The sequence below is a fragment of the Pararhizobium sp. LjRoot255 genome (genome assembly GCF_964252905.1).
Lineage (GTDB): Bacteria > Pseudomonadota > Alphaproteobacteria > Rhizobiales > Rhizobiaceae > Pararhizobium.
The window spans coordinates 925,974-947,990 of record NZ_CAXUPQ020000002.1 but is presented as its reverse complement, the minus strand read 5'-3'; the positions used below and the strand labels follow the sequence as shown (position 1 = coordinate 947,990).

Below are 22,017 nucleotides of genomic sequence, written 5' to 3'. Positions count from 1 at the left end.
GCTTAGAACAAGCGCTTAAGGCAGACTAGGCCTGGGACGCAAGACCATGCTGGAGAACCTCGCTGATGCCACAACAAAAAAACGGTAAGGTCAACAGAGGGAAGGATGCCGACGACGAACAGTCGTTTCGCAATCAGTTGCGCATGATGCAGCGGGCGTTCATCGCCTCGCCGGTGCGCAACGTGATTACATGGCTCGCAATTGGAATCGCGGCTCTGATCTTGGCAACCGCGTTCGGCCAAATTTTGCTCAACAGATGGTACAAGGCATTCTACGACACGCTGGAGCGGCGCGATCTTTCGGCCTTCCTGCTGCAACTGATCGTCTTCGCGGAGATTGCCGGCGGGCTTTTGATCCTCAATGTGGTGCAAACCTGGCTCAACCAGTGGGTCAGGATCAAGCTGAGGGAGGGCCTGACGCTCGACCTGATCAACGAGTGGATGAAACCTGCGCGCGCCTTTCGTCTCGCCAATGCAGGCGCCATCGGGATCAATCCCGACCAACGGGTGCACGAGGATGCCCGTCATCTTGCCGACATGACGGCAGGCCTCTCCGTCGGCCTGTTTCAGTCGGGCGTTCTCCTCGTCAGCTTCGTCGGCGTGCTCTGGTCGCTTTCGGCCGGCTTCATTTTTCATATCGCCGGTTATGACATCAATATTCCAGGCTACATGGTCTGGGCCGCCTTCCTTTATGCCGGCACGGCAGCGACTTTGAGCTGGTTCGTCGGACGCCCGCTGGTCAAGCTCAATGGCGAACATTACGCCCGGGAAGCCGTCCTGCGCTTCTCACTGATGCGTGTCAACGAACACATCGAGGCGGTCTCGCTTTCAGCCGGCGAAGCGAACGAGAAGCGCCGGCTCCAACGCGACCTTTCATCGGTACTGGAAATCAGCCACAGCTTGATGCTTGCGCTGACTCGGCTGACATGGGTCACGTCCGGCTACGGCTGGGTTACCGTTATTGCGCCGATCGTGATCGCGGCGCCGGTCTATTTCGCCGGCGATCTCAGCTTCGGCGGACTGATGATGGCCGTCGGCGCGTTCAACCAGGTGCATGTATCGCTGCGGTGGTTCGTCGACAATATCGACACTATCGCCGATTGGCGGGCGACCCTCCTCAGGGTTGCCGCCTTCCGTTCCGCAGTGTTGATGACCGACGCGCGTCATGAGACCGACAAACGCATCGATTTTGCCAAATCAGACGGCCATCGATTGACGATCGATCGCCTTGAGATTGCGGTACCTTCCGGATGCATCAAGGTTGCGGAGCCGCATGTGGAAATCAACCCCGGCGATCGCGTTCTCGTGACCGGCGATCCGGACGTGGAAAAGGCGCCGTTTTTCCGTTCCGTCGCCGGCTTGTGGCCTTGGGGACAAGGACGGATCTCGCTTCCCGAAGGAGATGACATTGCCTTCGTGCCCCGAACACCGTATTTCCCGCCAGGTACACTGGAAGAGGTTCTCATCTATCCGAGAAGCCCGGAGAGTTTTCGGAAAGCCGATCTCGCAGCCGTTTTGTCCAAGGTCGGTCTCGGCAAGTTGAGCGGCCGCCTCGATCAGGACATGCGCACAAAACTGAAACTCAACGAGCTTGAACTGCGACTTCTGGCCATTGCACGACTTGGCCTGCACAAACCACGCTGGATCATCATCGACGAGGCGCTCGATACATTGGACAGCGACGCACACCATTCCGTTCTGACATTCCTGGAGCAGGAGCTTGGCAATGCGGCAATTATCAATATCGGCCGGACGGAGCCGGGCAATCGTTTCTTCACACGCGAGCTGCAGCTTCAAAGCGATCCGGCCGGCAAATCGCTGCGGCTGCTGAGGCCGAAAAGCTTGCGCACGCGTGACCCCCAGATCGGGAGTTAAGGCGCACGCAAGTTGATTTATAGCAGTGGATCGAGAACCGCGGAGTCCGGCGCGGTTAGAAGCGGTCAATATCGCCTGGCACAGCCGTTTCCTCAAAAGACGATCGACATAACGACGTCCTGGTCGCAAATCCCGAAACCCTTGCCGAAAATGCTTGGCGAATACATACCGCCGGCCGCCGAAGTCGCCGGGCGATAAACGACGGCGCTGGCGATGTCACCCATCGCGACAGTGGGCGCTTCGAGCCTCGTGGCGCATGCCAGGGGCCCGCAATTGCACCCACTGGAAATCAAAAAAAGCAGCTCACTTCTGAAGTTGCTACGATTGTATATATCGAAATATCTGATATGAAACTTCTAAAATTGCCCGTTTTAGCGCAGGTCTCCCGCATGAGCAGAAATTTCCTCGTCATTGAGCCTGAAGAAGGATTAGCTGTTCTCAAGGGCCTGGCCTCCTCCGTCCGCGTCCAGATGCTCAAGCTGCTGCATGAAAAGGGCCCGATGAATGTCAATGACATCGCGAATGTCCTGTTGCTGCCGCAATCGACGGTCTCCACCAACATTCAGGTGCTAGAAGATTGCGGATTGATCCGCACTGAAAATCAGAAAGCCAAGAAGGGCAACCAGAAGATCTGCCACCCCACCGCGGAGGAAGTGCTGGTCGTCTTCAGAAGCGAGTATCGTGAGATGCGCAAGGACACGATCGAGGTGTCCATGCCGATCGGCCTCTACACTGGTTTCGAGGTGACTGCGCCATGCGGCCTCTGTTCTCCCGAGGGCATTATTGGTCTCCTCGATGTGCCCAACGCCTTTCTCGATCCGGACCGGATGAAGGCCGGTTTGCTATGGTTTACCCGTGGTTTCGTCGAGTATCAATTTCCCAACAATGCCAAGCTTTCCAATATGGAGATCCAGGAAATCGAGGTCGTCATGGAGCTGAGCTCGGAGGTGCCCGGCACCAGCGCCGACTGGCCTTCCGATATAACCCTGTCGATCAACGGCAAGGATGTCGGCGTCTGGATGTCTCCGGGCGATTTCGGCGACAAGCGCGGCGTCTTTACCCCTGTTTGGTGGAAACTCAAGGGCTCGCAATACGGCAAGCTGAAGAACTGGCGCATCGCCAGGGACGGCACGTATGTCGATGGCGTCAGGATTTCCGATGTGACAATTACAGAACTCGATCTCGTCAACCACCATTCGATTCGGGTGCGCATCGGCGTCTACGAGAATGCGGCCCATCCGGGCGGCATTAACATTTTCGGCAAGGGGTTTGGCAACTATGATCAGGACATCCTGTTGCGGTTGAAGACAGCTTAATATCCGACTTTTTGATATTAAAAATAAATGAGCAAACACAGTGTTATAGGTGAATATCGAGCGCTTTTCCGCCTAAATTATCATACTTTTTTCTCCCGGCACCTTGACCTTAGCCCAAATCCTAGCCTTAATATCAAGTAAGATGATTTACATCATCATTTATGATACGGATTGGGAGGTCTATAATGAAGGCGGCCATTACGGCACATCCGCGCTATGTTGTCTCGGAAATCGACCCGAGACTCTACGGATCGTTTATCGAGCATCTGGGACGCGCAGTTTACTCCGGCATCTATGAGCCCGCTCACCCGACGGCGGACGCCAACGGTATGCGCCAGGACGTCATCGACCTCGTCAAGGAACTCAACGTTCCGATCGTCCGCTATCCCGGCGGCAACTTCGTCTCGGCCTACAACTGGGAAGACGGCGTCGGCCCCAAGGAAGAACGTCCGGTGCGCCTCGATCTGGCTTGGCACACGTCGGAAAGCAACGAAGTCGGCCTGCACGAATTCGCCGACTGGTGCGTGTCCGCCAACACCGAAATGATGCTCGCCGTCAATCTCGGCTCGCGCGGCCTCGACGAAGCCCGCAACTTCCTCGAATACACCAATCATCCCGGCGGCAGCGAGTGGAGCGACAAGCGCATCGCCAACGGCCGCAAGGAACCCTACCACGTCAAGCTCTGGTGCCTCGGCAACGAGATGGACGGACCCTGGCAGATCGGCCACAAGACAGCCGACGAATATGGCCGCCTGGCCCATGAGACCGCGAAAGCTATGCGCGCCTTCGACAAGTCGCTCGAACTCGTCGTTTGCGGCTCCTCCAACGCCAAGATGCCGACCTATCCCGAATGGGAGGCGACCGTTCTCGACCACACCTACAACGAAGTCGATTATATCTCCCTGCACATGTATTTCGACAACGAGAGCAACGACACGCCGAATTATCTCGCCATGAGCGAGAAGCTCGATGCTTATATCGTCTCGGTCGCAGGCGTCATCGACTACATCAAGGCCAAGAAGCGCTCCAACAAGCAGGTCTATATCTCGTTCGACGAATGGAATGTCTGGTATCATTCCAAGGAGCAGGACAAGAAAATCCTCGGCGGCAATGACGGCTGGCCCTTCGCCCCGCCGCTGCTCGAAGACATCTACAATTTCGAGGATGTGCTGCAGGTCGGCCTGATCCTCAACACCTTCATCCGCCGTGCCGATGTCGTCAAGATCGCCTGCCTCGCGCAGCTGGTCAATGTCATCGCCCCGATCATGACCGTCCCGAACGGCCCGGCATGGCGCCAGACGACCTTCTACCCCTATTTTTATGCCTCGATCTACGGCCGCGGCAATGCGCTGGACCTCAAGGTCGAAAGCCCGACCTACACCTCCACCGTTGCAGGCGACGTTGCCTATGTCGACGTCACTGGGGTGCATGACACACAAACCAGCCATGTGACCTTCTTTGCAATCAACCGGCATGCGACTGATGCTATTGAAACAGTGATCGACCTGACCGGCTTCGGCGCGGCTGACATCGTTGACCATCAGGTGATGACGCATGCGGACCTAAAAGCTGTCAATTCGTCCGAAAATCCTTTCAATGTCGCCCCCAAAAAGGGGACCGGCGCCAAGATGACTGACGGCAAGCTCAGCCTGTCTCTGCCGGCCTATTCCTATCAGATGATCCGCCTGAAGCTTTGATTTCAGACGAACCATCGAGACGGTGTATGCGCTGAGGAGGAGCGTCGACGTGACCGCGAATATCGAAATCAGGAATGTAAGCAAGCAGTTCGGTGCCATGACGGTGCTGGATGACCTGTCGCTCTCCATCAAGGCGCGCGAATTCATCGTGTTCCTTGGACCGTCGGGTTGTGGGAAATCGACCCTTCTGCGCATGATTGCCGGGCTTGAAACCGTTGACAGGGGCGAGATCGCCATCAACGGCGAGCGCATCGACCACCTGCCCCCCGGCAGGCGCGGCATTGCCATGGTGTTCCAGTCCTATGCTCTTTATCCGCACATGACCGTGCGGGACAACATGGCCTTCGGCCTCGACAATATCGGCGTGGCGCGTGACGTGATCGATGCGCGCATTGCCGAGGCGGCTCGTATCCTGGAAATGCCGCACCTGCTCGCGCGCAAACCCGGACAGCTTTCCGGCGGCCAGCGTCAGCGCGTCGCCATCGGCCGCGCCATCGTCAAGGAGCCAAAAGCCTTCCTCTTCGACGAGCCGCTCTCCAATCTCGATGCGGCCCTGCGCACCCGCACGCGCATAGAACTCGCCCAGCTTCACCAACGCCTGCAATCGACGATGATCTTCGTCACCCACGATCAGGTGGAGGCGATGACGCTCGCCGACCGTATCGTCGTTATGAACAATCGCAAGATCGAGCAGATCGGTTCGCCGATGGAGATCTATGAGCGCCCAGCAACCAAGTTCGTTGCAGGCTTCGTCGGCGCGCCGGCGATGAATTTCGTCGATGTCACGATCGATAAATCCGGCGACGTCGCTACGGTGAAATTCGCCGACGGCACGGCTATCGCCACCGATATCGCCATAAACCAGGTCGTCGATGGCGTTCACACGTTTGGCCTCCGTTCGGAAGATGTGCGCATCGCGCCGACTGGCCAGGGCGATGTCAACGGCAAGGTCGATGTGCTGGAGCGTCTTGGCGAACGCACGTTGGTCTATGCCCGCCTCAGCAATGGCCAGATCATCGTCGCCTCCGACGTCGGCAACAGCCGCGTTGCTGTCGGCGACACGGTCGGCCTCGTCTTTGATGGCAGGAAATCGCATCTCTTCAATGAAACCGGGCGCGCCTGGCATGCGAGGGGGGCCTGATATGGCTGACCAGCTGACGATCCGAGAGACCGCAGCGCCGGCCGCCGGCGTCAGGGTCCCAAGCGCCAATATCTACGCGCCGCAATGGCGAAACTTCGTTTTCGTCGCACCGTTCCTGTTCTTCTTCGCGACGCTGCTCCTCTTTCCGCTTTTCTGGGGCATGTGGCTGAGCTTCCACAAGGCCGACACTTTCTCGACCGGCAGGTTCGTCGGCCTTGATAACTATGTCAGGCTCTTTCACGACAAGGTCTTCCTGCAATCGGTCTGGAACACCTTCTATTTCGTACTGCTAACGGTGCCGACGCTGGCGCTTATCGGCCTTTTTCTCGCGCTTTGCCTCAATCGCCGCACGCGCACTGCCGCCGTGCTGCGGACTCTGTTTTTCTCCTCGTCGGTGCTGTCGGTCACCATCGTCACATTGATCTGGCGGATCGTCTACATTCCGAATGTCGGCCTGCTGTCGACGATCTATGGATGGTTCGGCGCAACCGCACCGGCATTCATCTCCGACCCCAGTCTCGCAATGATCGGCATCGCCATCGCCACGATCTGGTGGTGCATCGGCTTGCCGATGATGCTGTTTCTTTCGGCCCTGCAGCAGATCCCGCAGGATATCTACGAGGCTGCGGCGCTCGACAACGCCAACCGCTGGCAGACGCTGCGTTCGATAACCCTGCCCTCGATCAAACGCACGTTTATCTTGGTGATCATCATCCAGATCGTGCTGCAATTCCAGCTGTTCGGCCAGGCCTGGCTGATGACGCGCGGTGGCCCGAACAATCTCACCAAGCCGATCGTGCTCTACATCTATGACACTGCGTTCCGTCGCTGGGATCTCGGCATGGGTGCCGCGGCCTCGGAAATCCTTTTCGTCCTCATCCTGATTGCGGCCATGGCCCAGTACCTCGTCACGCGCAACAAGGGAGACCAGGCATGAGCGCTCCAGCCACTTCCATCAAGGGACGGGCATTCGGCGACCGCGTGCTTTTGGCCCTCGTCATCCTGCTGTCGATCATCATGATCGCGCCGGTTCTCTGGGTCATCGGACTGTCGCTCAAGGAAAACGCCGAGCTGATGGCCAATCCGAATTCGGTATTCCACGGGCCTTATACCTTGAAGAACTACATCAATACCATCGGCACATCGTCGGTGTTCCGCTGGGTGCTCAACAGTATCATCGTCTCGGGCAGCCTGACACTCGGTACGTTGATCCTGTCGTCGCTCGCCGGCTACGGCTTTGCGCGGCTGAACTTCCCCGGTCGCAACATCCTCTTCGTCATCGTACTCTTCGGCCTGGCAGTTCCGGAGCAGGCCGTGCTGGTCGCCCGCCATCAGATCTTCAGCATGCTGAAGTTCCACAACACCTATCACGGCCTCGTTCTCCCCGGCCTGTCGGCTTCGTTCGGCGTCTTCCTGATGACCCAGTATTTCCGGGCCATCCCGAAGGAGCTGGACGAAGCCGCCATGCTGGACAATGCCGGGCGCCTCAGGATTTTCTGGAAAGTGCTTCTGCCGCTCACCGTGCCGGCTCAGGCAACCCTTGGCATCTTCACCTTCCTCGGCTCATGGAATGATTACTTCTGGCCGCTGATCTCGGCGACCAAGAAGGACATGTTGACGCTGACGGTCGGGATGGCATCGACACAGACAAATTTCGCCCAGTCGGAGGGCATCGGCTTCCTGATGGCGCAGGCAGTGTTCGCCGGCGCGCCGATCCTGATCATCTACCTGTTTTTCCAGAAATACATCGTCACCGCCGTCTCTGGCGCTGCGGTCCGATGACGAGAATTGCATGCGGGAGGAAAACCGCCGCAGCGATGCAAGCATGAAGCCGCTCCAGCGTGGAGTGGCGGAACTCAGTAGGAGGAACTGATATGCATCTTAAGAAACTACTTTTTGCGGCAGTCTCGGCAGGCGCGATAATGCTCGCCAGCCCGTCTTTCGCGGCAACCGAACTGACGGTACAGCGCTTCTTCGGCGCCTGCGATGCGGACTTTGGCACCAACACCGATGTCACCGACGCTGTCGGCGAATGCGGGATCATCACGTCGCTGATCAACAAGTTCAACGCCGACAATCCCGATGTCCACGTCAGCGTCACGACCGTAGAATGGCCGGGCTATGATCAGTTGACCGCCCAGTTCGCCTCCGGCGATGCGCCCGACATCGTTACAATCCACGAATCCGTGCTTTCGGACTATCAGTCCAAGGGCCTGCTGATGCCGCTCGACGCCGTGCTGAAGTCTGTCGGCGTGACCCCGGATGCATTTACGGATGCCGCCCGCAACGGCGCCACCAAGGACGGCAAAATCTATGGCCTGCCGATCGACAGCTGGACCATGCTTTACCATATCAACATGGACCTGTTCAAACAGGCCGATCTCGTGAACCCCGACGGCACGCCGATCCTGCCCAAATCGGTCGATGAACTCCTGGCCCAGGCCGAACAGTTCAAGCAGAAAACCGGCAAGCCTTATTTCGTCCAGAACCTTGCCAACGAGACCGCGCTCTTTACGCGCAACCTCTATACCTATCTTTTCCAGCAGGGTTCGGACTTCTTCGCCGATCCGAAGCACGTGAAGCTCAATACGCCAGAAGCCAAGAAAGTCGTCGAAATGTACAAGACGATCTTCGCCAAGGATTACACCACCAAGGATCTCGATTACGGCGGCGCGATCAATGCCTTCCTCGCCGGTGAGGGTGGCGTGCAGCTGAACGGCACCTGGGTCGTCGGTGATTACAACGCACAGTCCGAAACCAATGGCACTGCGCTCAACAAGGGCGGCTATGCCGTCTATCCCTATCCGCAGCTTTTCGATGGCGCGCATGCGCAATATGCCGACGGCCACACCTGGGCGGTTTCGGCCAAGGAAGATCGTACGGCTGAGCAAACCGCTGCCATCGGCAAGTTCCTAAAATTCTTCGCCGACAACAACTTCGATTGGTCGCGCACCGGCCATCTGCCTGCCGTCAAATCGATAATTGCCTCGGACCAATTCAAGGCGCTGCCGCACCGCGACACGATTTCCGCCGTCGCAGATCTTGGTCGATCGCTGCCGTCAGAAGTGCAGCGCCAGTTCGCCATCCAGGATATCATCGGCGAGGAACTGGCGGCTGCAACCTCCGGCCAAAAGGACACCGACGCAGCCCTTGCCGATGCCGAAACCCGGATCAACGAGTTGCTCGCTAATCTCTAGGCTCCCTGACGCGTAGCCTCTCCGGATGCCGCTGCGAATTCGAGCGCCCGTGTCAGTTTCGGCGGGCGCTCGTTTTGTACAACTTTTTGGATTGCAAAACTTAACGGGAATTGTGATCTGCGCCCCATAAATTAGGCCATTCGACACTGGCATGTCCAATGCGGAAGCGTTGGACGACTTTACGCGAAACGCAGGCAGCTAAATTGATCCCGGCCACTCCTCATCCGGCCAATCGCGCGATGTGTGAATCACGCGCAGGACGGAGATCGTCTCCCGTCCGCCTTCGACGGTGATCGAATAGGCAATGATGTAAGGCAAGCCGACGACGATTTTTTCATAGGTGCCGGATACCCGGCCAGGCCTACCGGTCGCCATCTCGCCAATGGCGTTTGCAGTATCCCCGGCACGATCGGCGACCCTTTTCGCCGCGAGAGAGTTTTCAGCGGCAATATGAACGATCCGGGCCTTCAGATCATCCAGCGCGTGACGGGACCATTGAACAGGTCGTATCAAGCCCGGCCGGCCTTCACGTCATCGATCGCGGCATAGATTTCAGCCATGGCATCATCATGCGCTACGACGCGCCCGCTCTCAACATCAGCCATGCCACGCTGGATACCTTCGATTATGCCAAGCTCTCGCTCGACATAAGCCGAAACGGCCTCGCCAGCGAGGAAAGATTTGCTGCGCCTGGTATCAACAGCAAGCCGCTCGAGCTTTGCCTTAACCTCGGTAGAAACACGGATCGTCATAGTAGTGCTGCCGGCCATTGCAATGTTCCATCGTGTCAACTTGTGTACATCCTAGCACACTCGAAACTCAAGACCAACCACGCCAACCGCTTCAATAGCCTCTTTTGGTCTCAACCAACTGGATGACTGCTTTCGTGCGCAATGGTGCTGCTGCCGGTTCAGTCACCCCGCTTTTTATGCGTGACCCGCTCACTCCTCCGTGAAAATCGGATCCTGCGTAAACTGACCGCCCTGATAGTGCGCCAGCGGCTCGGACGGCGCCGGGCGCGGCACTTTCGCCTCGAGTTCGGCGCGGAAGTGCTCCGCATTGTCAAGGGGACGCCAGCCGAGATAAGCGGCATGCGCATTGTCCCACCAACGGCTGTCGTTGTCCGAGACGCCCCAGATGATAGGGCAACCGAGCATGGGCGCGCGGAAGACACAAGCTATCAACGCTTCGAAGTCGTCGTAGGACATCCATGTCGACAGCATGCGGTGGTTTGTCGGCCTTTCCATGCAACTGCCGATCCGCACAAGCGCCGTCTCCTGCCCGAATTTTTCGAAATACATGCGCGCCAGCGCCTCGCCGAAGCATTTCGATACGCCGTAGAGCCCATCCGGTCGCATCGGCGCGGTCGCGTCGATTTGCGTGTCCTGCCGATAGAAGCCGACTGTATGGTTGGAGCTCGCAAAGAATATACGGGGATGGCCATGAGCGCGGGCCGCTTCGTAGAGATTGTAGAGCCCCAAAAGGTTGGCATTCATGATCTTCGAGAACTTGTCCTCGACCGAGATGCCGCCGAGATGAAGGATACCATCGCAGCCCTCGACGAGGCTGTGCACGGCCGCGGCATCACCGAGGTCGCAGATCACCAGTTCCTCATGCGGCGCTGCAGCGCCGAGATCGGCGATATCCGAAACGCGCACCACGTCGGCGAACTTCGCCATTCTTGCCCGCATCGCGCTGCCCAGCCCACCGGCAGCCCCCGTGATCAGCAGTCGCTTCAAATCCGTACCCTCCACCATGGTTTCTGCAGGCCCCACGGCATGAAATCCGCTATTGGGCTAGATTCGCCTCAAAAGTCATCATACATGTTGACAAACAACGGTCAACAGGGCGCATATATTGCGAGGATTTCCGTCAACTTGACAGACAAGTTTCCAGGCATTCTCTTAGCGGCGTGGCGCAGAGCGCGAAGGAAGGAGCTCCGATGAGCGTTCAGGTAAGATCCGAGCCGGTAACGGGCACATTGACGGCACGGCTTGGCGATACACTGAGACGAGCAATCGCCGCCGGACAGTTTCCCCCAGGAAGCAAATTGCCAAGCGAAGCGCGGTTGTCAGAGACCCATGGCGTCAGCCGCACTGTGGTGCGCGAGGCGATCGCCGCCCTTCGCGCCGACCGGCTGGTCGAAGCCCGCCAGGGCGCCGGCGTCTTCGTCCTGGAGACATCGCCCACACCCCCCTCCGCGCTGCTTTCGCTGCAGGATATCGATCCCGCACGCGTTTCCTCGACGATTGAATTGCTGGAGCTCAGGACCGCTGTCGAGGTCGAAGCCGCAGGGCTTGCCGCCCTGCGGCGATCGCCGGCGCAGGAGGAAGTCATCATCGAGCGTCACTATGCCGTGCGCGCTTGCCTGAATGCCGGAGTTTCGAGCGCTGAGGCTGATTTCGCCCTGCACCTTGCCATCGCCGAGGCGACCAACAACCCGCGCTTTCGCGAATTCCTGGCAATGATCGGGCAAAACGTTATTCCGCGCGCGGCCTTGCGCAAGGACGATACCGAAGTCGACCAGCGAGCCTACATCACCATGCTCGATAACGAGCATAATGATATCGTTGTCGCCATCTCCAACGGCGACGAGGAAGGGGCGCGCGACGCCATGCGCCGCCATCTGCGCGGCAGTCAGGCACGCTACAGGGCGCTTTTGCGCGAGCAGCGCAAACCTGTACGATAAGTTATTGACTCCATCTTGTCATACATGTACGACAAGTGTGCCGGTGGAGGCAGACAGAGGAAATCCAGTATGACGCCGCAAGAGATCAAAGCCACGCTTGGCGCGGGGCTGTTGTCCTTTCCCGTGACGCATTTCGACGCGGAGGGAAAATTCCAGGCCAAAAGCTACCAGCGCCACGTCGAATGGCTCTCGAGCTACGACGCGCCGGTCCTCTTTGCGGCCGGCGGGACCGGCGAGTTCTTCTCGCTGTCTCCTCAAGAGGTTCCAAATGTGGTCAGGGCGGCAAAGGAAGCCTCCGGTAAGACCGCGATCGTCTCCGGTTGCGGCTATGGCACCGAGGTCGCCGTCGAACTTGCGCGCTCCGTCGAGAAGGCAGGTGCCGACGGCATTCTGCTTCTGCCGCACTATCTGATCGATGCGCCGCAGGAAGGCCTCTATGCCCATGTCAAGCGCATCTGCCAGTCCGTTGGCATCGGCGTCATGGTCTATAACCGCGACAATTCGATCCTCGGCGTCGATACTCTGAAGCGTCTCTGCGACGAATGCCCCAATCTGGTAGGCTTCAAGGACGGCACGGGTGATATCGGGCTTATCCGCCAGATTACCGCCACCATGGGCGACCGCCTCACCTACCTTGGCGGCATGCCGACGGCCGAGCTTTTCGCGGAAGCCTATCTCGGGGCAGGATTTACCACCTATTCCTCGGCTGTCTTCAACTTCGTGCCGGCGCTTGCCGTCGACTTCTACCAGGCTCTGCGCGGCGGCGACCGGACGCGCTGCGAAGAAATCCTGAGGGACTTCTTCTACCCCTTCATGGCGATCCGCAGTCGGCGCAAGGGCTATGCGGTCGCCGCCGTGAAGGCTGGCGTGCGCCTCCAGGGCTTTGACGCCGGCAAGGTCCGCCCTCCCCTCGACGATCTGACGGCGGAAGAAGAAGCCATGCTCGAAAAACTCATCGCACCCTGGAAGCGCTAGGATGAAGATCGCGGCCGTCCATACGCATCTGCTCGAATACCGGCTACCCGTGCCCTTCGAAAGCGCCTCGATGCGCTTCGACCGCCGCGCGCATGTGCTGGTCGAGATCGTCTGCGATGACGGCACCATCGGCTGGGGTGAATGCCTCGGCCCAGCCCGTCCGAATGCTGCGGTCGTGGCCGCTTACAAGCCGTGGCTCATCGGCGCTAATCCGCTTGAGACCGAAAAAATCTGGGCTCGTCTCTACAATGCGTTGCGTGACCAGGGGCAGCGTGGCCTCGCCGTGACGGCGCTGTCGGGTATCGATATCGCGCTTTGGGACATCAAGGGCAAATACTTCGGCGCCCCGGTCTCGACGCTGCTCGGCGGACGTTTCCGCGAAGAGGTCAGGGCCTATGCGACCGGCAGCTTCAAGCGCGATGGCGTCGACCGGGTCGCCGACAATGCGGCGGACGCGGCGCGCTATCACGCCGAGGGCTTCCACGCGAGCAAGATGAAAATCGGCTTCGGCGTGAACGAAGATCTGGCCGTCATTCGCGCTGTGCGCGAGGCCGTTGGGCCTGATATGCGGCTGATGGTCGATGCCAATCACGGCTATGACCCGATGGAAGCGATCGAACTCGGGCGCAGGGCTGCCGATTTCGACATCGATTGGTTCGAGGAGCCGGTGGTGCCGGAACAGCTCGGCGCCTACCGCGAGGTGCGCGCAAATCAGCCCATCCCTGTTGCGGGCGGTGAGACCTGGCACAGTCGCTGGGGCATGCGTGAACCGATCGAGACGCGCGCAATCGATATCATCCAACCCGATCTTGCCGGTGTCGGCGGGTTCACCGAGGCAAAGCGTGTGGCTGACATGGCGGCACTGCATGGAATCCGTGTCGTCCCGCACGTCTGGGGCACGGCGGTCCATATCGCGGCCGCACTTCAGTTCATGGCGGCGATGGTCCCGAGCCCGATGCGCGTCAACCCGATCGAGCCAATCCTCGAATTCGACCGCACGGAAAACCCGTTCCGCCAGGCCGTCGTCAAGACACCGATCGAGCATGTGCGTGGGGTGGTCAAAATCCCCGATGGGCCGGGCCTCGGCATCGACATCAACCGCGATGCGCTTGCCGAGTTCCAGATGAAGGACGACTGAGATGCTCGTGCGTCCACTTTCCGGCCGTCCGCTACAGACACCCTTGCCGAAAGGCACGGTGGACACACAGATGCACATGTATCTGCCCGGCTTCCCGGCAAGGCTCGGCGGACCGGAACTGCCAGCCGGCACTCTGCCCGATGCACCTCAATATCGGCGGGTGATGGATTGGCTCGGCATCGACCGGGTGATCATCACCCAGGGCAATGCGCACCAGCGCGACAACGCCAATCTGATTGCCTGCTTAGCCGCCATGGGCCGGGTCGCCCGCGGCGTCGCAGCTTTCGGTAGCGACATATCGGATAGCGAACTCGACGCCTTCTCCGCGGCCGGCATCGTCGGCGCGCGCATCATGGACCTGCCGGGTGGCGCTGTCCGCCTGAGCGAGCTGGAAGCGATCGACGATCGCGCCGCCGCGCGCGGCTGGATGATCGCGGTCCAATTCGACGGCAGCCACATCCTTGACCACGAAACGCGCCTGAAAAGACTGAAATCACGCTGGGTCTTCGATCACCATGGCAAATTCTTTTCTGGCGCAACACCCGACGGACCCGAGATCGCGGCCGTAAAGCGGCTGATCGACCGGGGAAACTGCTGGTTCAAGTTCGCCGGCGTCTACGAGTCCTCAAAGAGTGGCAGCCCCGATTATGCCGACGTCGCCGCCTTTTCGCGCAGCATTGCAGCGCACGCGCCCGAGCGCATCGTCTGGGGCAGCAACTGGCCGCACAATCTGGCGAAGACCCGCGAGGCCTATCCCGATGACGCCGATCTGACCGACACGGTACTTGGCTGGCTGCCCGACGATGCCGCGCGGCAGCTGGCGCTCGTCGACAACCCCGAAAGCCTTTACGGCCTTCCGCGCTTTGGTGGCGGAGGCAGCTGACTGATGCATGCGTCGGGGCGAGGAGGCTCCAGGCGAGGATTTCAAAGGAGGAGAAAGACATGAACATAGCCAAATCGCTTTGCCTGGCCCTGGGTTTGACCCTTGGCGCCGGCACCTTGCATGCCCAGGAAATCACACTCCGCTCGGCCGATATCCACCCCGACGGCTATCCGACGGTCGACGCGGTGAAGTACATGGGCGAACTCGTCTCGCAGCGGACCAATGGCCGTATCAAGATCGAAGTCACCAACAACGCGGCACTTGGCACCGAGAAGGATACGATCGAGCAGACCCGCTTCGGCGTCATCGACATGAACCGCGTCAACGCAGCGCCCTTCAACAATCTCGTGCCACAAACGGTGGTGCTTGGCTTGCCCTTCCTGTTCCGCTCGACCGAACACATGCACAAGACCGTCGACGGTCCGATCGGCGACGAGGTGCTTGCGGCCTTCGAACCGCATGGCCTCGTCGGTCTTGCGTTCTACGATTCCGGTGCGCGCTCCTTCTACTCGACCAAGAAGCCGATCCAGAAGCTGGATGACCTCAAGGGCATGAAGGTTCGCGTGCAGCAGTCCGACCTGTGGATCGCGATGATGGACGCGTTCGGCGCCAATGCAACGCCGATGCCGTTCGGCGAAGTCTACTCGTCGCTCGAGACGGGCGTGGTGGATGCAGCGGAGAACAACTGGCCGTCCTATGAGTCCTCGCGCCATTTCGAAGTTGCAAAGAACTACACGCTGACGGAGCACTCGCTCAATCCGGAAATCCTCGTCATTTCCAAGATGAGCTGGGACAAACTTTCCGCCGATGACCAGAAGGTCCTCAAGGATGCAGCGAAAGAATCCGTCACCAAGATGCGCGAACTGTGGACCGCACGAGAAAAGACTTCGGAGGAAAAGATCCGGGCTGCAGGAGTGAATGTCATCACCGTCGACAAGGCGGAATTTTCCGCTGCGATGAAGCCGGTTTATGATCGCTTCGTCACCGATCCCCAGATGAAGGACCTGCTGGAGCGGATCCGCGCCATCAACTGATGTCTTCGGCCAGTCCCGTCGCCTCGACGGGCTGGCCTTCTATTCCCGGACCTCGATTGGACGGCGTCCGGAGCCTATGGAGGAAAAGGCAATGTGGCGTTTCATGCAGGTCCTGCGACCTATGCTGACCTGGCTGAGCCGGGTATCGCTCTATATTTCGGGGCTGGGTCTGGTGACGATGACGCTCCTCGTCGGCTGGCAAGTCTTTGCCCGCTATGTGCTCAATGATACGCCCAGCTGGTCCGAGCCGCTGTCGCTCCATTTGATGTCCTGGTTCATCATTCTCGGCGCCGCCGTTGGCGTGCGCGAGAGCGTGCACCTCGGCCTCGATTTCGTCCGCCATTCCGCGCCACCTATTGTCCAGCGGGCGATGGACCTCCTGAGCCTCGGCCTTATCGTGCTGTTCGGGCTTGCCATGACCGTCTATTCCACCCTGCTCGCCGCCGGCACCTGGGCCGCGACCATCCCCGTGCTTGGCTGGCCGGGCGGCGTCGATTTCTTCCCGATGATCGCGGGCGGCGTGTTGATCGCGCTGTTTGCCGCCGAGCGTTTCGTCGACGTCCTCATTGGCGCCGAGATCGCAGCCGATGTGGTCCTGCAGGAGGCCGCATAATGGCTTACACAATCCTCTTTGGCGTCTTCACGCTGCTGATGTTTATCGGCATGCCGATCGCCTTTTGCCTCGGCATCGCCTCGCTCGCCACCGTCGCCTATATCGGCCTGCCGGCAATTGTCGTGTTCCAGCAGATGAATTCCGGCATGAGCGTATTCGCCATGATGGCGATCCCGTTCTTCATTTTTGCCGGCGATCTCATGGTTCGCGGCGGCATCGCCGATCGGCTTATCCGCTTTGCTGCCGGCGTGGTCGGACACCTGCGCGGTGGCCTCGGCCAGGTCAACATCGTTGCCTCGACGCTGTTCGGTGGCATTTCCGGCTCGGCGGTCGCCGATGCTTCGGCTGTTGGTGGACTGATGATCCCGCAGATGGCGGCGCGCGGCTATGACCGCAGCTACGCCGTCAACGTCACTGTGAACGCTGCGATCATCGCGCTGATGATCCCGCCGTCGCACAACATGATCCTCTATTCGATCGCAGCCGGCGGCAACGTCTCCGTCGCCGATCTCTTCACCGCCGGTATCCTGCCGGGCCTGCTGCTCGCCGCCGCGCTCATGGTCACTGCCTACGTCGTCGCGCGCCGGCGTGGCTATCCGTCGGAACCCTTCCCAGGTTTCCGACGGCTGGGCTACTATCTGCTCGCTTCGACGCCGGGTCTGCTTCTGATCGGCATCATCTTCGGCGGCGTCCGCTCCGGTGTGTTTACGGCAACGGAAAGCTCCTGCATCGCCGTCTTCTATGCCTTCCTTGTCGCGATCTTCGTTTATCGCGAGCTCAATTGGCATGGCTTCATAGACGCCGTCCTTCAGGCCGTACGCACGACTGCCATGGTTCTGCTGGTGATCGGCACGGCAGCCTCCTTCGCATGGCTGATGGCCTTCCTGCAGGTGCAGCAGACCATGGTCTTTGCCATCGGCGCAATATCCGATAATCCGATCATCGTTCTCCTGCTGATCAATGTCATTCTGCTGCTGCTCGGCACTTTCATGGACATGGCGCCGCTGGTCATCATCAGCACGCCGGTGCTCCTGCCGGTGGTCAAGGCCTTTGGCATCGACCCGGTCCATTTCGGCGTCGTCATGGTCCTCAATGCCGGCATCGGGCTGAACACGCCGCCGGTCGGAACCGTGCTATTTGTCGGCTGCGCCGTGGGAGGCATCTCGATCCGCGAGGCAATGCGCACGATCTGGCCGTTCTTCGGCGCCAGCATCGCGGTGCTGATGCTGGTCACCTATGTGCCGGCCCTGTCGCTCTGGCTTCCGAGTCTTTTCAAATGAGAAAAGCTGCGTAGAGCTAAGTTGGGTGCACAACACATCAGTGCTGCAGATCATCGAGCCCCCGCGCCTGAAGGGTTCCGAAGGCGGTCGCGGCGGCCGACATGTCCGTGGGGGATCGCGATAGCAGCATTAGACGGCTCGGGCTGATCTTCGGATCGCGCAATGGCACGAAAATCAGGCTCCCCTCGGCGACCTCCTGCTCGATGCCGACCCGCGTCTGCAATACCGACAAGACGATGTTTTGCCACCTCAGCCGATGGAATTGGTTCGTGAACGACTGGAGGTCGACACAGAGAGCCGTCAGGCGTCAACCGCATCTGCCGCCTTTGTCGCGAGGAAGGACTTTCGGTCCGCGAGCGAAAAGCCAGACGCCAAGCCGTCGGCACGCCTAGAGCAAGCTAGCACAATTAATAGGGGGAAACCTATCGCAAACGGTTGCAACGCGGGCTGTTCAGGCCGCAATTTGTGGGATGTCCATGGTTACCGATGATACATCAGCTTCAAGCCCTGTACCGCCTCTCGCCGGCATGTTGGACGTTGCGCGCATTCACAGCTTGTCCTTGGCGGAGTTATTTCAGTTTGCAGAAGGCCGCAGTGCCGCCGGACAAAGGGCTGAGGCGGCAGAGATTTACAAGGTCTGGATTGCATTCAACGAGGCCCATCCCTTCTTGCATCTCGTGTATTTCAATTATTCCGTCACCCTGCGCCAGTTGGGAGACGTTGCGGGATCGATCCACGCGCTGCGTGCGTGCCTGAAGCTTGATCCGCGGTTCGGGCAGGCACATATCAATCTTGGCCGGGCCTTCGAAGACAGCGGCCTTGCCACGCAAGCCATCCAGCAATGGCGCAGTTTCGTGGAGATAACCGGGGAGAGCACGGCTGACCGGGTTATGCATCGCCTGATGGTGCTTCAGCACATCGGCCGCGTCATGGAAAACGCTGGTCTGTTGGAAGAGGCGGAAACCGCTTTGTGGCAGGCAATCGAATTGCGACCCGACAAGACTGAAGCCGGTCAACATTGGAGCGCTCTGCGGCAGCGCCAGTGCAGGTGGCCGATATTGGCTCCCTCCGACCATGTCTCCCTGGGACATTTACTTGATGCCATGTCGCCGCTGACACTCGCCTGTTATTCGGACGATCCGTTGTTTCAGCTGGCCAAAGCCTATCGCTATAATAAATCCTTCGTCGGACGTCCCGACACCAGCGGCTTTGCGCGCAAAACGCCGAAGCAGAAGTCAGGAACCGGCGAGCGCCTTCGCGTCGGCTATGTTTCCTCGGATTTGCGTGATCACGCGGTTGGCTTTGCACTTAGAGAAGTGCTGGAACTGCACGATAAGGAAAGCGTTGAAATCTACGCTTATTATTGCGGCGAGCCCGTAGCGAGCGACGCAACGCAGACACGGATGAAAAATGCCGTCGATTGCTGGCGCGATATCGCCACACTCAGCGACGTGGAGGCAGCAAGGCAAATCGCCGGCGATGACATCGACATTCTGGTCGATGTCAACGGTTACACCAAACATGCGAGAACGAAGATCTTCGCCTACAGACCGGCGCCGGTCATCGTCAATTTTTGCGGTTACCCGGGTTCCATGGGCAGCCCGTTCCACCAATATATGATCACGGACGCGCGCATCGTTCCGCCCGAAAACGAAATCTATTATTCAGAAAAAGTGCTGAGGATTCCATGCAGCCAACCCGTCGACCGCAAGAGGGTGATTGCCGAAAAACCGTCACGAGCGGAGGCGGGGCTGCCTGAAGGCGCTTTCGTTTTTGCATGCTTCAACGGTATGCAGAAGATTACCGAAAGTACCTTTGCACAGTGGATGCAGATTCTCATCGCGGCGCCCGGCAGCGTGCTCTGGCTGCTCACCGGAAGCGACAATGTGGATCAACACCTGCGTCAGGCGGCCGAGAAGGCCGGTGTCGCGCCCGAGCGCCTCATTTTCGCGCCCAAGGCACCGAATGCAAAGCATCTCGCTCGAATAGCGCTCGCCGATCTCTTCCTTGACACTTTCCCGTATGGGGCGCACTCAACTGCGGCTGATGCTCTGACCGTGGGGTTGCCGGTCCTTACATTCCCCGGCAAGAGCTTCGCGGCACGTTTCTGCCACAGCATTGTTGCAGCCGCCGGCGTTCCGGAATTGATTTGCAGAGGGCCTGAGCACCTTATTGAAACGGCCACCGGATTTGCGAAGGATCCCCAGAGCCTCAAGAAGGTCAGGGAGTCCTTGCAGGCCAAACGGCAAATCAGCGAATTGCGCGACATTCCGGCTCTTGCCCGACGCCTCGAAGAGTTGTTCTGGCAAATGCAGGCACAAAGCGAGCGCGGTGAAACACCGGTGCCAGACCTGCGCAATCTCGACATATATTACGAAATCGGGGCCGACCTCGTTCAAGACAATACGGCGTTTTCGGACGATCGAACCTACCGACAGCGCTATCTGGAAAAGCTGGCGGCATGGAACGATTATGAGCCGATTCCCAACGACAACCGCTTGTGGACGCAAGCAGCGGCTTCAAAGAGATGAGCAAGAACAGGGCCGGAACCGGAAAAATTGCGGTGGTCGGCGCCGGCCTTTCAGGTGCGGTCATTGGACGCGAACTCGCAGAAGCGGGTCATGAGATCGAAATCTTCGACACGCGCAGCCATATAGCCGGGAATTGCCACACAGAGCGCGACAAGGAAACCGGAGTCATGGTCCATGTCTATGGGCCGCATATTTTCCACACGGATGACAGAGAAGTCTGGGAGCATGTGAACCGCTTCCAGGCGTTCATGCCCTACAAAAACCGCGTCAAAACGACAAGCAAGGGGCAAGTATATTCCCTGCCTATCAATCTGCATACGATCAACCAGTTTTTCGGCAAGGCTTTCAGGCCTGAGGAGGCGCGCGCCTTCATTGAGGATCTGGCCGACAAAGCCATAGAAGACCCAAAAACCTTTGAAGACCAGGCGCTCCGCTTCGTCGGCAAGGACCTGTATGACGCCTTCTTTAGGGGATATACGCAGAAACAATGGGGCTGCTCACCAACCGAACTGCCGGCTTCCATCCTGAAACGACTTCCGGTGCGTTTCAACTACGACGACAACTACTTCTTCCATAGATACCAGGGCATGCCGCAAAACGGCTACACGGATATGGTCGGGCGAATTCTCGATCATGCAAACATCGCGGTCCATCTCGAAACGCGGGTTCACCGCAGCCAAGGCAAAGACTTCACTCACATGTTCTATTCCGGTCCGCTCGACGGCTATTTCGACTACGAATATGGCCGTTTGGGATATCGCACGCTGGATTTCGAACGCTTCACCTATGAGGGCGACTACCAGGGTTGTGCGGTCATGAACTACGGGGATGTTTCCACGCCCTATACGCGCGTCACCGAGCACAAGCATTTCTCACCATGGGAAGACCATACCGGCTCCGTCTGCTATCGCGAGTTTTCCCGTGCCTGCGGCCCGCAGGACATTCCCTACTATCCGATCCGCCTGATAGAGGATAAGGAGCAACTTGCCCAATATGTCGCGCGAGCAGCACGGGAAACCTCCGTCACCTTCGTCGGTCGGCTTGGAACATACCGATATCTCGACATGGATGTGACGATCCGCGAGGCGCTGGACACCGCACGGCTCTTTCTGTCCAGAAACGCCGGGAACGCACCAATGCCTGCATTCCTGCATCCGCCGGTCTAGCACGAAGCCAGACGTGTCTCGTTCATTTCGTGCTCGCAGAGCTGGTCGATGGTCAAGGAGGCGACTTCGGCAAACGGAGCCTGGTTCGTCACGCGGCCGTCACCGCGGATGATGACGTCGTCGCAGAACGAAATCGTGCTGCGGTGGCTGATCACAATAGTCGTGCGGCGACCCGCCCTCAAGGTCTCGATGATTGCTGCTTCCAACAGGCCGTCCATGGCGCTTGTGGCTTCGTCGAGAATGAGGATCTCGCGATCCCGCACCAAGGCTCTTGCCAGCGCTATCCGCTGGCGCTGCCCAGCCGACAGACTTGCCGCCGGGGATCGTTTCGTAGCCCTGAGGTAGTCTCGACAAATTCGTGCGCCTCGGCAAGCCAGGCGGCATGCGCCGCATCGGCCGTCGAAGCGCGCTGACCATAGGTGATATTTTCCAGAATAGTGTCATCCACCAGTTCAAGATCCAGGCTGGCAGGGGCGCTCTTGC

General features: G+C 59.1%; 20 protein-coding genes and 1 pseudogene. 16 read left to right on the top strand and 5 right to left on the bottom strand.

Annotated elements, in window-relative coordinates:
• Nucleotides 1-65: 65 nt before the first annotated feature.
• The 7 genes from ACSQ2W_RS23560 (at nucleotide 66) to ACSQ2W_RS23530 (ending at nucleotide 9,225) form a co-directional block, all read left to right on the top strand.
• A complete protein-coding gene (locus tag ACSQ2W_RS23560) occupies nucleotides 66-1,874 on the top strand; it encodes an ABC transporter ATP-binding protein/permease (RefSeq protein WP_436088563.1) in 1,809 nt (602 codons plus the stop codon).
• A 389-nt stretch (nucleotides 1,875-2,263) separates the two neighbouring features.
• A complete protein-coding gene (locus tag ACSQ2W_RS23555; RefSeq protein ID WP_436088562.1) occupies nucleotides 2,264-3,190 on the top strand; it encodes an ArsR/SmtB family transcription factor in 927 nt (308 codons plus the stop codon).
• Between the two features lie 185 nt (nucleotides 3,191-3,375).
• Entirely contained in the window at nucleotides 3,376-4,887 is a 1,512-nt protein-coding gene (gene arfA, locus ACSQ2W_RS23550; RefSeq protein ID WP_436088561.1) for an arabinosylfuranosidase ArfA, read from the top strand.
• A gap of 49 nt (nucleotides 4,888-4,936) precedes the next feature.
• A complete protein-coding gene (locus ACSQ2W_RS23545) occupies nucleotides 4,937-6,028 on the top strand; it encodes an ABC transporter ATP-binding protein (protein WP_436088560.1) in 1,092 nt (363 codons plus the stop codon).
• A gap of 1 nt (nucleotide 6,029) precedes the next feature.
• Nucleotides 6,030-6,965 (top strand): carbohydrate ABC transporter permease, encoded by a 936-nt coding sequence (locus ACSQ2W_RS23540; RefSeq protein ID WP_436088559.1) that lies wholly within the window; start codon nucleotides 6,030-6,032, stop codon nucleotides 6,963-6,965.
• Nucleotides 6,962-7,810: a carbohydrate ABC transporter permease gene (locus tag ACSQ2W_RS23535; protein WP_436088558.1), complete on the top strand. Its 849-nt coding sequence runs from the start codon at nucleotides 6,962-6,964 to the stop codon at nucleotides 7,808-7,810. The genes ACSQ2W_RS23540 and ACSQ2W_RS23535 overlap by 4 nt, the downstream gene beginning before the upstream one ends.
• A gap of 92 nt (nucleotides 7,811-7,902) precedes the next feature.
• The gene (locus tag ACSQ2W_RS23530; protein ID WP_436088557.1) at nucleotides 7,903-9,225 is read left to right on the top strand and encodes an extracellular solute-binding protein; all 1,323 of its coding nucleotides are present in this window, start codon (nucleotides 7,903-7,905) and stop codon (nucleotides 9,223-9,225) included.
• 198 nt (nucleotides 9,226-9,423) lie between these two features.
• On the opposite strand, the gene ACSQ2W_RS23525 is transcribed toward ACSQ2W_RS23530, so the two are convergent.
• The 3 genes from ACSQ2W_RS23525 to ACSQ2W_RS23515 all read right to left on the bottom strand — a co-directional run bounded on the left by ACSQ2W_RS23525 (nucleotide 9,424) and on the right by ACSQ2W_RS23515 (nucleotide 10,964).
• The gene (locus tag ACSQ2W_RS23525; RefSeq protein WP_436088989.1) at nucleotides 9,424-9,735 is read right to left on the bottom strand and encodes a type II toxin-antitoxin system RelE/ParE family toxin; all 312 of its coding nucleotides are present in this window, start codon (nucleotides 9,733-9,735) and stop codon (nucleotides 9,424-9,426) included.
• Nucleotides 9,735-9,995, bottom strand: coding sequence for a CopG family ribbon-helix-helix protein (locus tag ACSQ2W_RS23520; RefSeq protein ID WP_436088556.1), 261 nt, complete (start codon nucleotides 9,993-9,995; stop codon nucleotides 9,735-9,737). Before ACSQ2W_RS23520 ends, ACSQ2W_RS23525 begins: the two co-directional genes overlap by 1 nt.
• A gap of 171 nt (nucleotides 9,996-10,166) precedes the next feature.
• A complete protein-coding gene (locus tag ACSQ2W_RS23515) occupies nucleotides 10,167-10,964 on the bottom strand; it encodes an NAD-dependent epimerase/dehydratase family protein (protein ID WP_436088988.1) in 798 nt (265 codons plus the stop codon).
• Between the two features lie 203 nt (nucleotides 10,965-11,167).
• Here ACSQ2W_RS23515 and ACSQ2W_RS23510 point away from each other — a divergent pair, with 203 nt between their 5' ends.
• The 7 genes from ACSQ2W_RS23510 (at nucleotide 11,168) to ACSQ2W_RS23480 (ending at nucleotide 17,837) form a co-directional block, all read left to right on the top strand.
• Complete coding sequence (locus ACSQ2W_RS23510; RefSeq protein ID WP_436088555.1) at nucleotides 11,168-11,914, top strand: FadR/GntR family transcriptional regulator; 747 nt, start codon at nucleotides 11,168-11,170, stop codon at nucleotides 11,912-11,914.
• A 69-nt stretch (nucleotides 11,915-11,983) separates the two neighbouring features.
• Nucleotides 11,984-12,889, top strand: a complete 906-nt coding sequence (gene kdgD / locus ACSQ2W_RS23505; protein WP_436088554.1) for a 5-dehydro-4-deoxyglucarate dehydratase — start codon at nucleotides 11,984-11,986, stop codon at nucleotides 12,887-12,889.
• A gap of 1 nt (nucleotide 12,890) precedes the next feature.
• A complete protein-coding gene (locus tag ACSQ2W_RS23500) occupies nucleotides 12,891-14,027 on the top strand; it encodes a mandelate racemase/muconate lactonizing enzyme family protein (RefSeq protein ID WP_436088553.1) in 1,137 nt (378 codons plus the stop codon).
• 1 nt (nucleotide 14,028) lies between these two features.
• Complete coding sequence (locus ACSQ2W_RS23495; RefSeq protein ID WP_436088552.1) at nucleotides 14,029-14,910, top strand: amidohydrolase family protein; 882 nt, start codon at nucleotides 14,029-14,031, stop codon at nucleotides 14,908-14,910.
• Nucleotides 14,911-14,969: 59 nt separating this feature from the next.
• Complete coding sequence (locus tag ACSQ2W_RS23490; protein WP_436088551.1) at nucleotides 14,970-15,944, top strand: TRAP transporter substrate-binding protein; 975 nt, start codon at nucleotides 14,970-14,972, stop codon at nucleotides 15,942-15,944.
• Nucleotides 15,945-16,035: 91 nt separating this feature from the next.
• Nucleotides 16,036-16,557, top strand: a complete 522-nt coding sequence (locus ACSQ2W_RS23485) for a TRAP transporter small permease (RefSeq protein WP_436088550.1) — start codon at nucleotides 16,036-16,038, stop codon at nucleotides 16,555-16,557.
• Nucleotides 16,557-17,837 carry a TRAP transporter large permease gene (locus tag ACSQ2W_RS23480; RefSeq protein WP_436088549.1) on the top strand — a complete coding sequence of 427 codons (1,281 nt, stop codon included), beginning with the start codon at nucleotides 16,557-16,559 and terminating at the stop codon, nucleotides 17,835-17,837. The genes ACSQ2W_RS23485 and ACSQ2W_RS23480 overlap by 1 nt, the downstream gene beginning before the upstream one ends.
• A 37-nt stretch (nucleotides 17,838-17,874) precedes the next feature.
• Here the strand turns inward: ACSQ2W_RS23480 and ACSQ2W_RS23475 are convergent, their stop codons facing one another.
• Entirely contained in the window at nucleotides 17,875-18,069 is a 195-nt protein-coding gene (locus ACSQ2W_RS23475) for a hypothetical protein (RefSeq protein ID WP_436088548.1), read from the bottom strand.
• Between the two features lie 244 nt (nucleotides 18,070-18,313).
• On the opposite strand from ACSQ2W_RS23475, the gene ACSQ2W_RS23470 reads away from it, so the two are divergent.
• Nucleotides 18,314-20,368, top strand: a complete 2,055-nt coding sequence (locus tag ACSQ2W_RS23470) for an O-linked N-acetylglucosamine transferase family protein (protein WP_436088547.1) — start codon at nucleotides 18,314-18,316, stop codon at nucleotides 20,366-20,368.
• The gene (locus ACSQ2W_RS23465) at nucleotides 20,365-21,534 is read left to right on the top strand and encodes a UDP-galactopyranose/dTDP-fucopyranose mutase family protein (protein ID WP_436088546.1); all 1,170 of its coding nucleotides are present in this window, start codon (nucleotides 20,365-20,367) and stop codon (nucleotides 21,532-21,534) included. Before ACSQ2W_RS23470 ends, ACSQ2W_RS23465 begins: the two co-directional genes overlap by 4 nt.
• On the opposite strand, the pseudogene ACSQ2W_RS23460 reads toward ACSQ2W_RS23465, so the two are convergent.
• Nucleotides 21,531-22,009, bottom strand: a pseudogene (locus ACSQ2W_RS23460) (ATP-binding cassette domain-containing protein); the annotation flags it as partial. The gene ACSQ2W_RS23465 and the pseudogene ACSQ2W_RS23460 overlap by 4 nt on opposite strands.
• Nucleotides 22,010-22,017: the final 8 nt, after the last annotated feature.

Coding starts and splice junctions, on each gene's coding strand:
- ACSQ2W_RS23520 (WP_436088556.1), bottom strand. CDS start 9,995: ATGGCCGGCAGCACTACTATGACGATCCGTGTTTCTACCGAGGTTAAG.
- ACSQ2W_RS23470 (WP_436088547.1), top strand. CDS start 18,314: ATGGTTACCGATGATACATCAGCTTCAAGCCCTGTACCGCCTCTCGCC.
- ACSQ2W_RS23530 (WP_436088557.1), top strand. CDS start 7,903: ATGCATCTTAAGAAACTACTTTTTGCGGCAGTCTCGGCAGGCGCGATA.
- ACSQ2W_RS23555 (WP_436088562.1), top strand. CDS start 2,264: ATGAGCAGAAATTTCCTCGTCATTGAGCCTGAAGAAGGATTAGCTGTT.
- ACSQ2W_RS23495 (WP_436088552.1), top strand. CDS start 14,029: ATGCTCGTGCGTCCACTTTCCGGCCGTCCGCTACAGACACCCTTGCCG.
- ACSQ2W_RS23535 (WP_436088558.1), top strand. CDS start 6,962: ATGAGCGCTCCAGCCACTTCCATCAAGGGACGGGCATTCGGCGACCGC.
- ACSQ2W_RS23485 (WP_436088550.1), top strand. CDS start 16,036: ATGTGGCGTTTCATGCAGGTCCTGCGACCTATGCTGACCTGGCTGAGC.
- ACSQ2W_RS23510 (WP_436088555.1), top strand. CDS start 11,168: ATGAGCGTTCAGGTAAGATCCGAGCCGGTAACGGGCACATTGACGGCA.
- ACSQ2W_RS23560 (WP_436088563.1), top strand. CDS start 66: ATGCCACAACAAAAAAACGGTAAGGTCAACAGAGGGAAGGATGCCGAC.
- arfA (WP_436088561.1), top strand. CDS start 3,376: ATGAAGGCGGCCATTACGGCACATCCGCGCTATGTTGTCTCGGAAATC.
- ACSQ2W_RS23540 (WP_436088559.1), top strand. CDS start 6,030: ATGGCTGACCAGCTGACGATCCGAGAGACCGCAGCGCCGGCCGCCGGC.
- kdgD (WP_436088554.1), top strand. CDS start 11,984: ATGACGCCGCAAGAGATCAAAGCCACGCTTGGCGCGGGGCTGTTGTCC.
- ACSQ2W_RS23490 (WP_436088551.1), top strand. CDS start 14,970: ATGAACATAGCCAAATCGCTTTGCCTGGCCCTGGGTTTGACCCTTGGC.
- ACSQ2W_RS23500 (WP_436088553.1), top strand. CDS start 12,891: ATGAAGATCGCGGCCGTCCATACGCATCTGCTCGAATACCGGCTACCC.
- ACSQ2W_RS23480 (WP_436088549.1), top strand. CDS start 16,557: ATGGCTTACACAATCCTCTTTGGCGTCTTCACGCTGCTGATGTTTATC.
- ACSQ2W_RS23465 (WP_436088546.1), top strand. CDS start 20,365: ATGAGCAAGAACAGGGCCGGAACCGGAAAAATTGCGGTGGTCGGCGCC.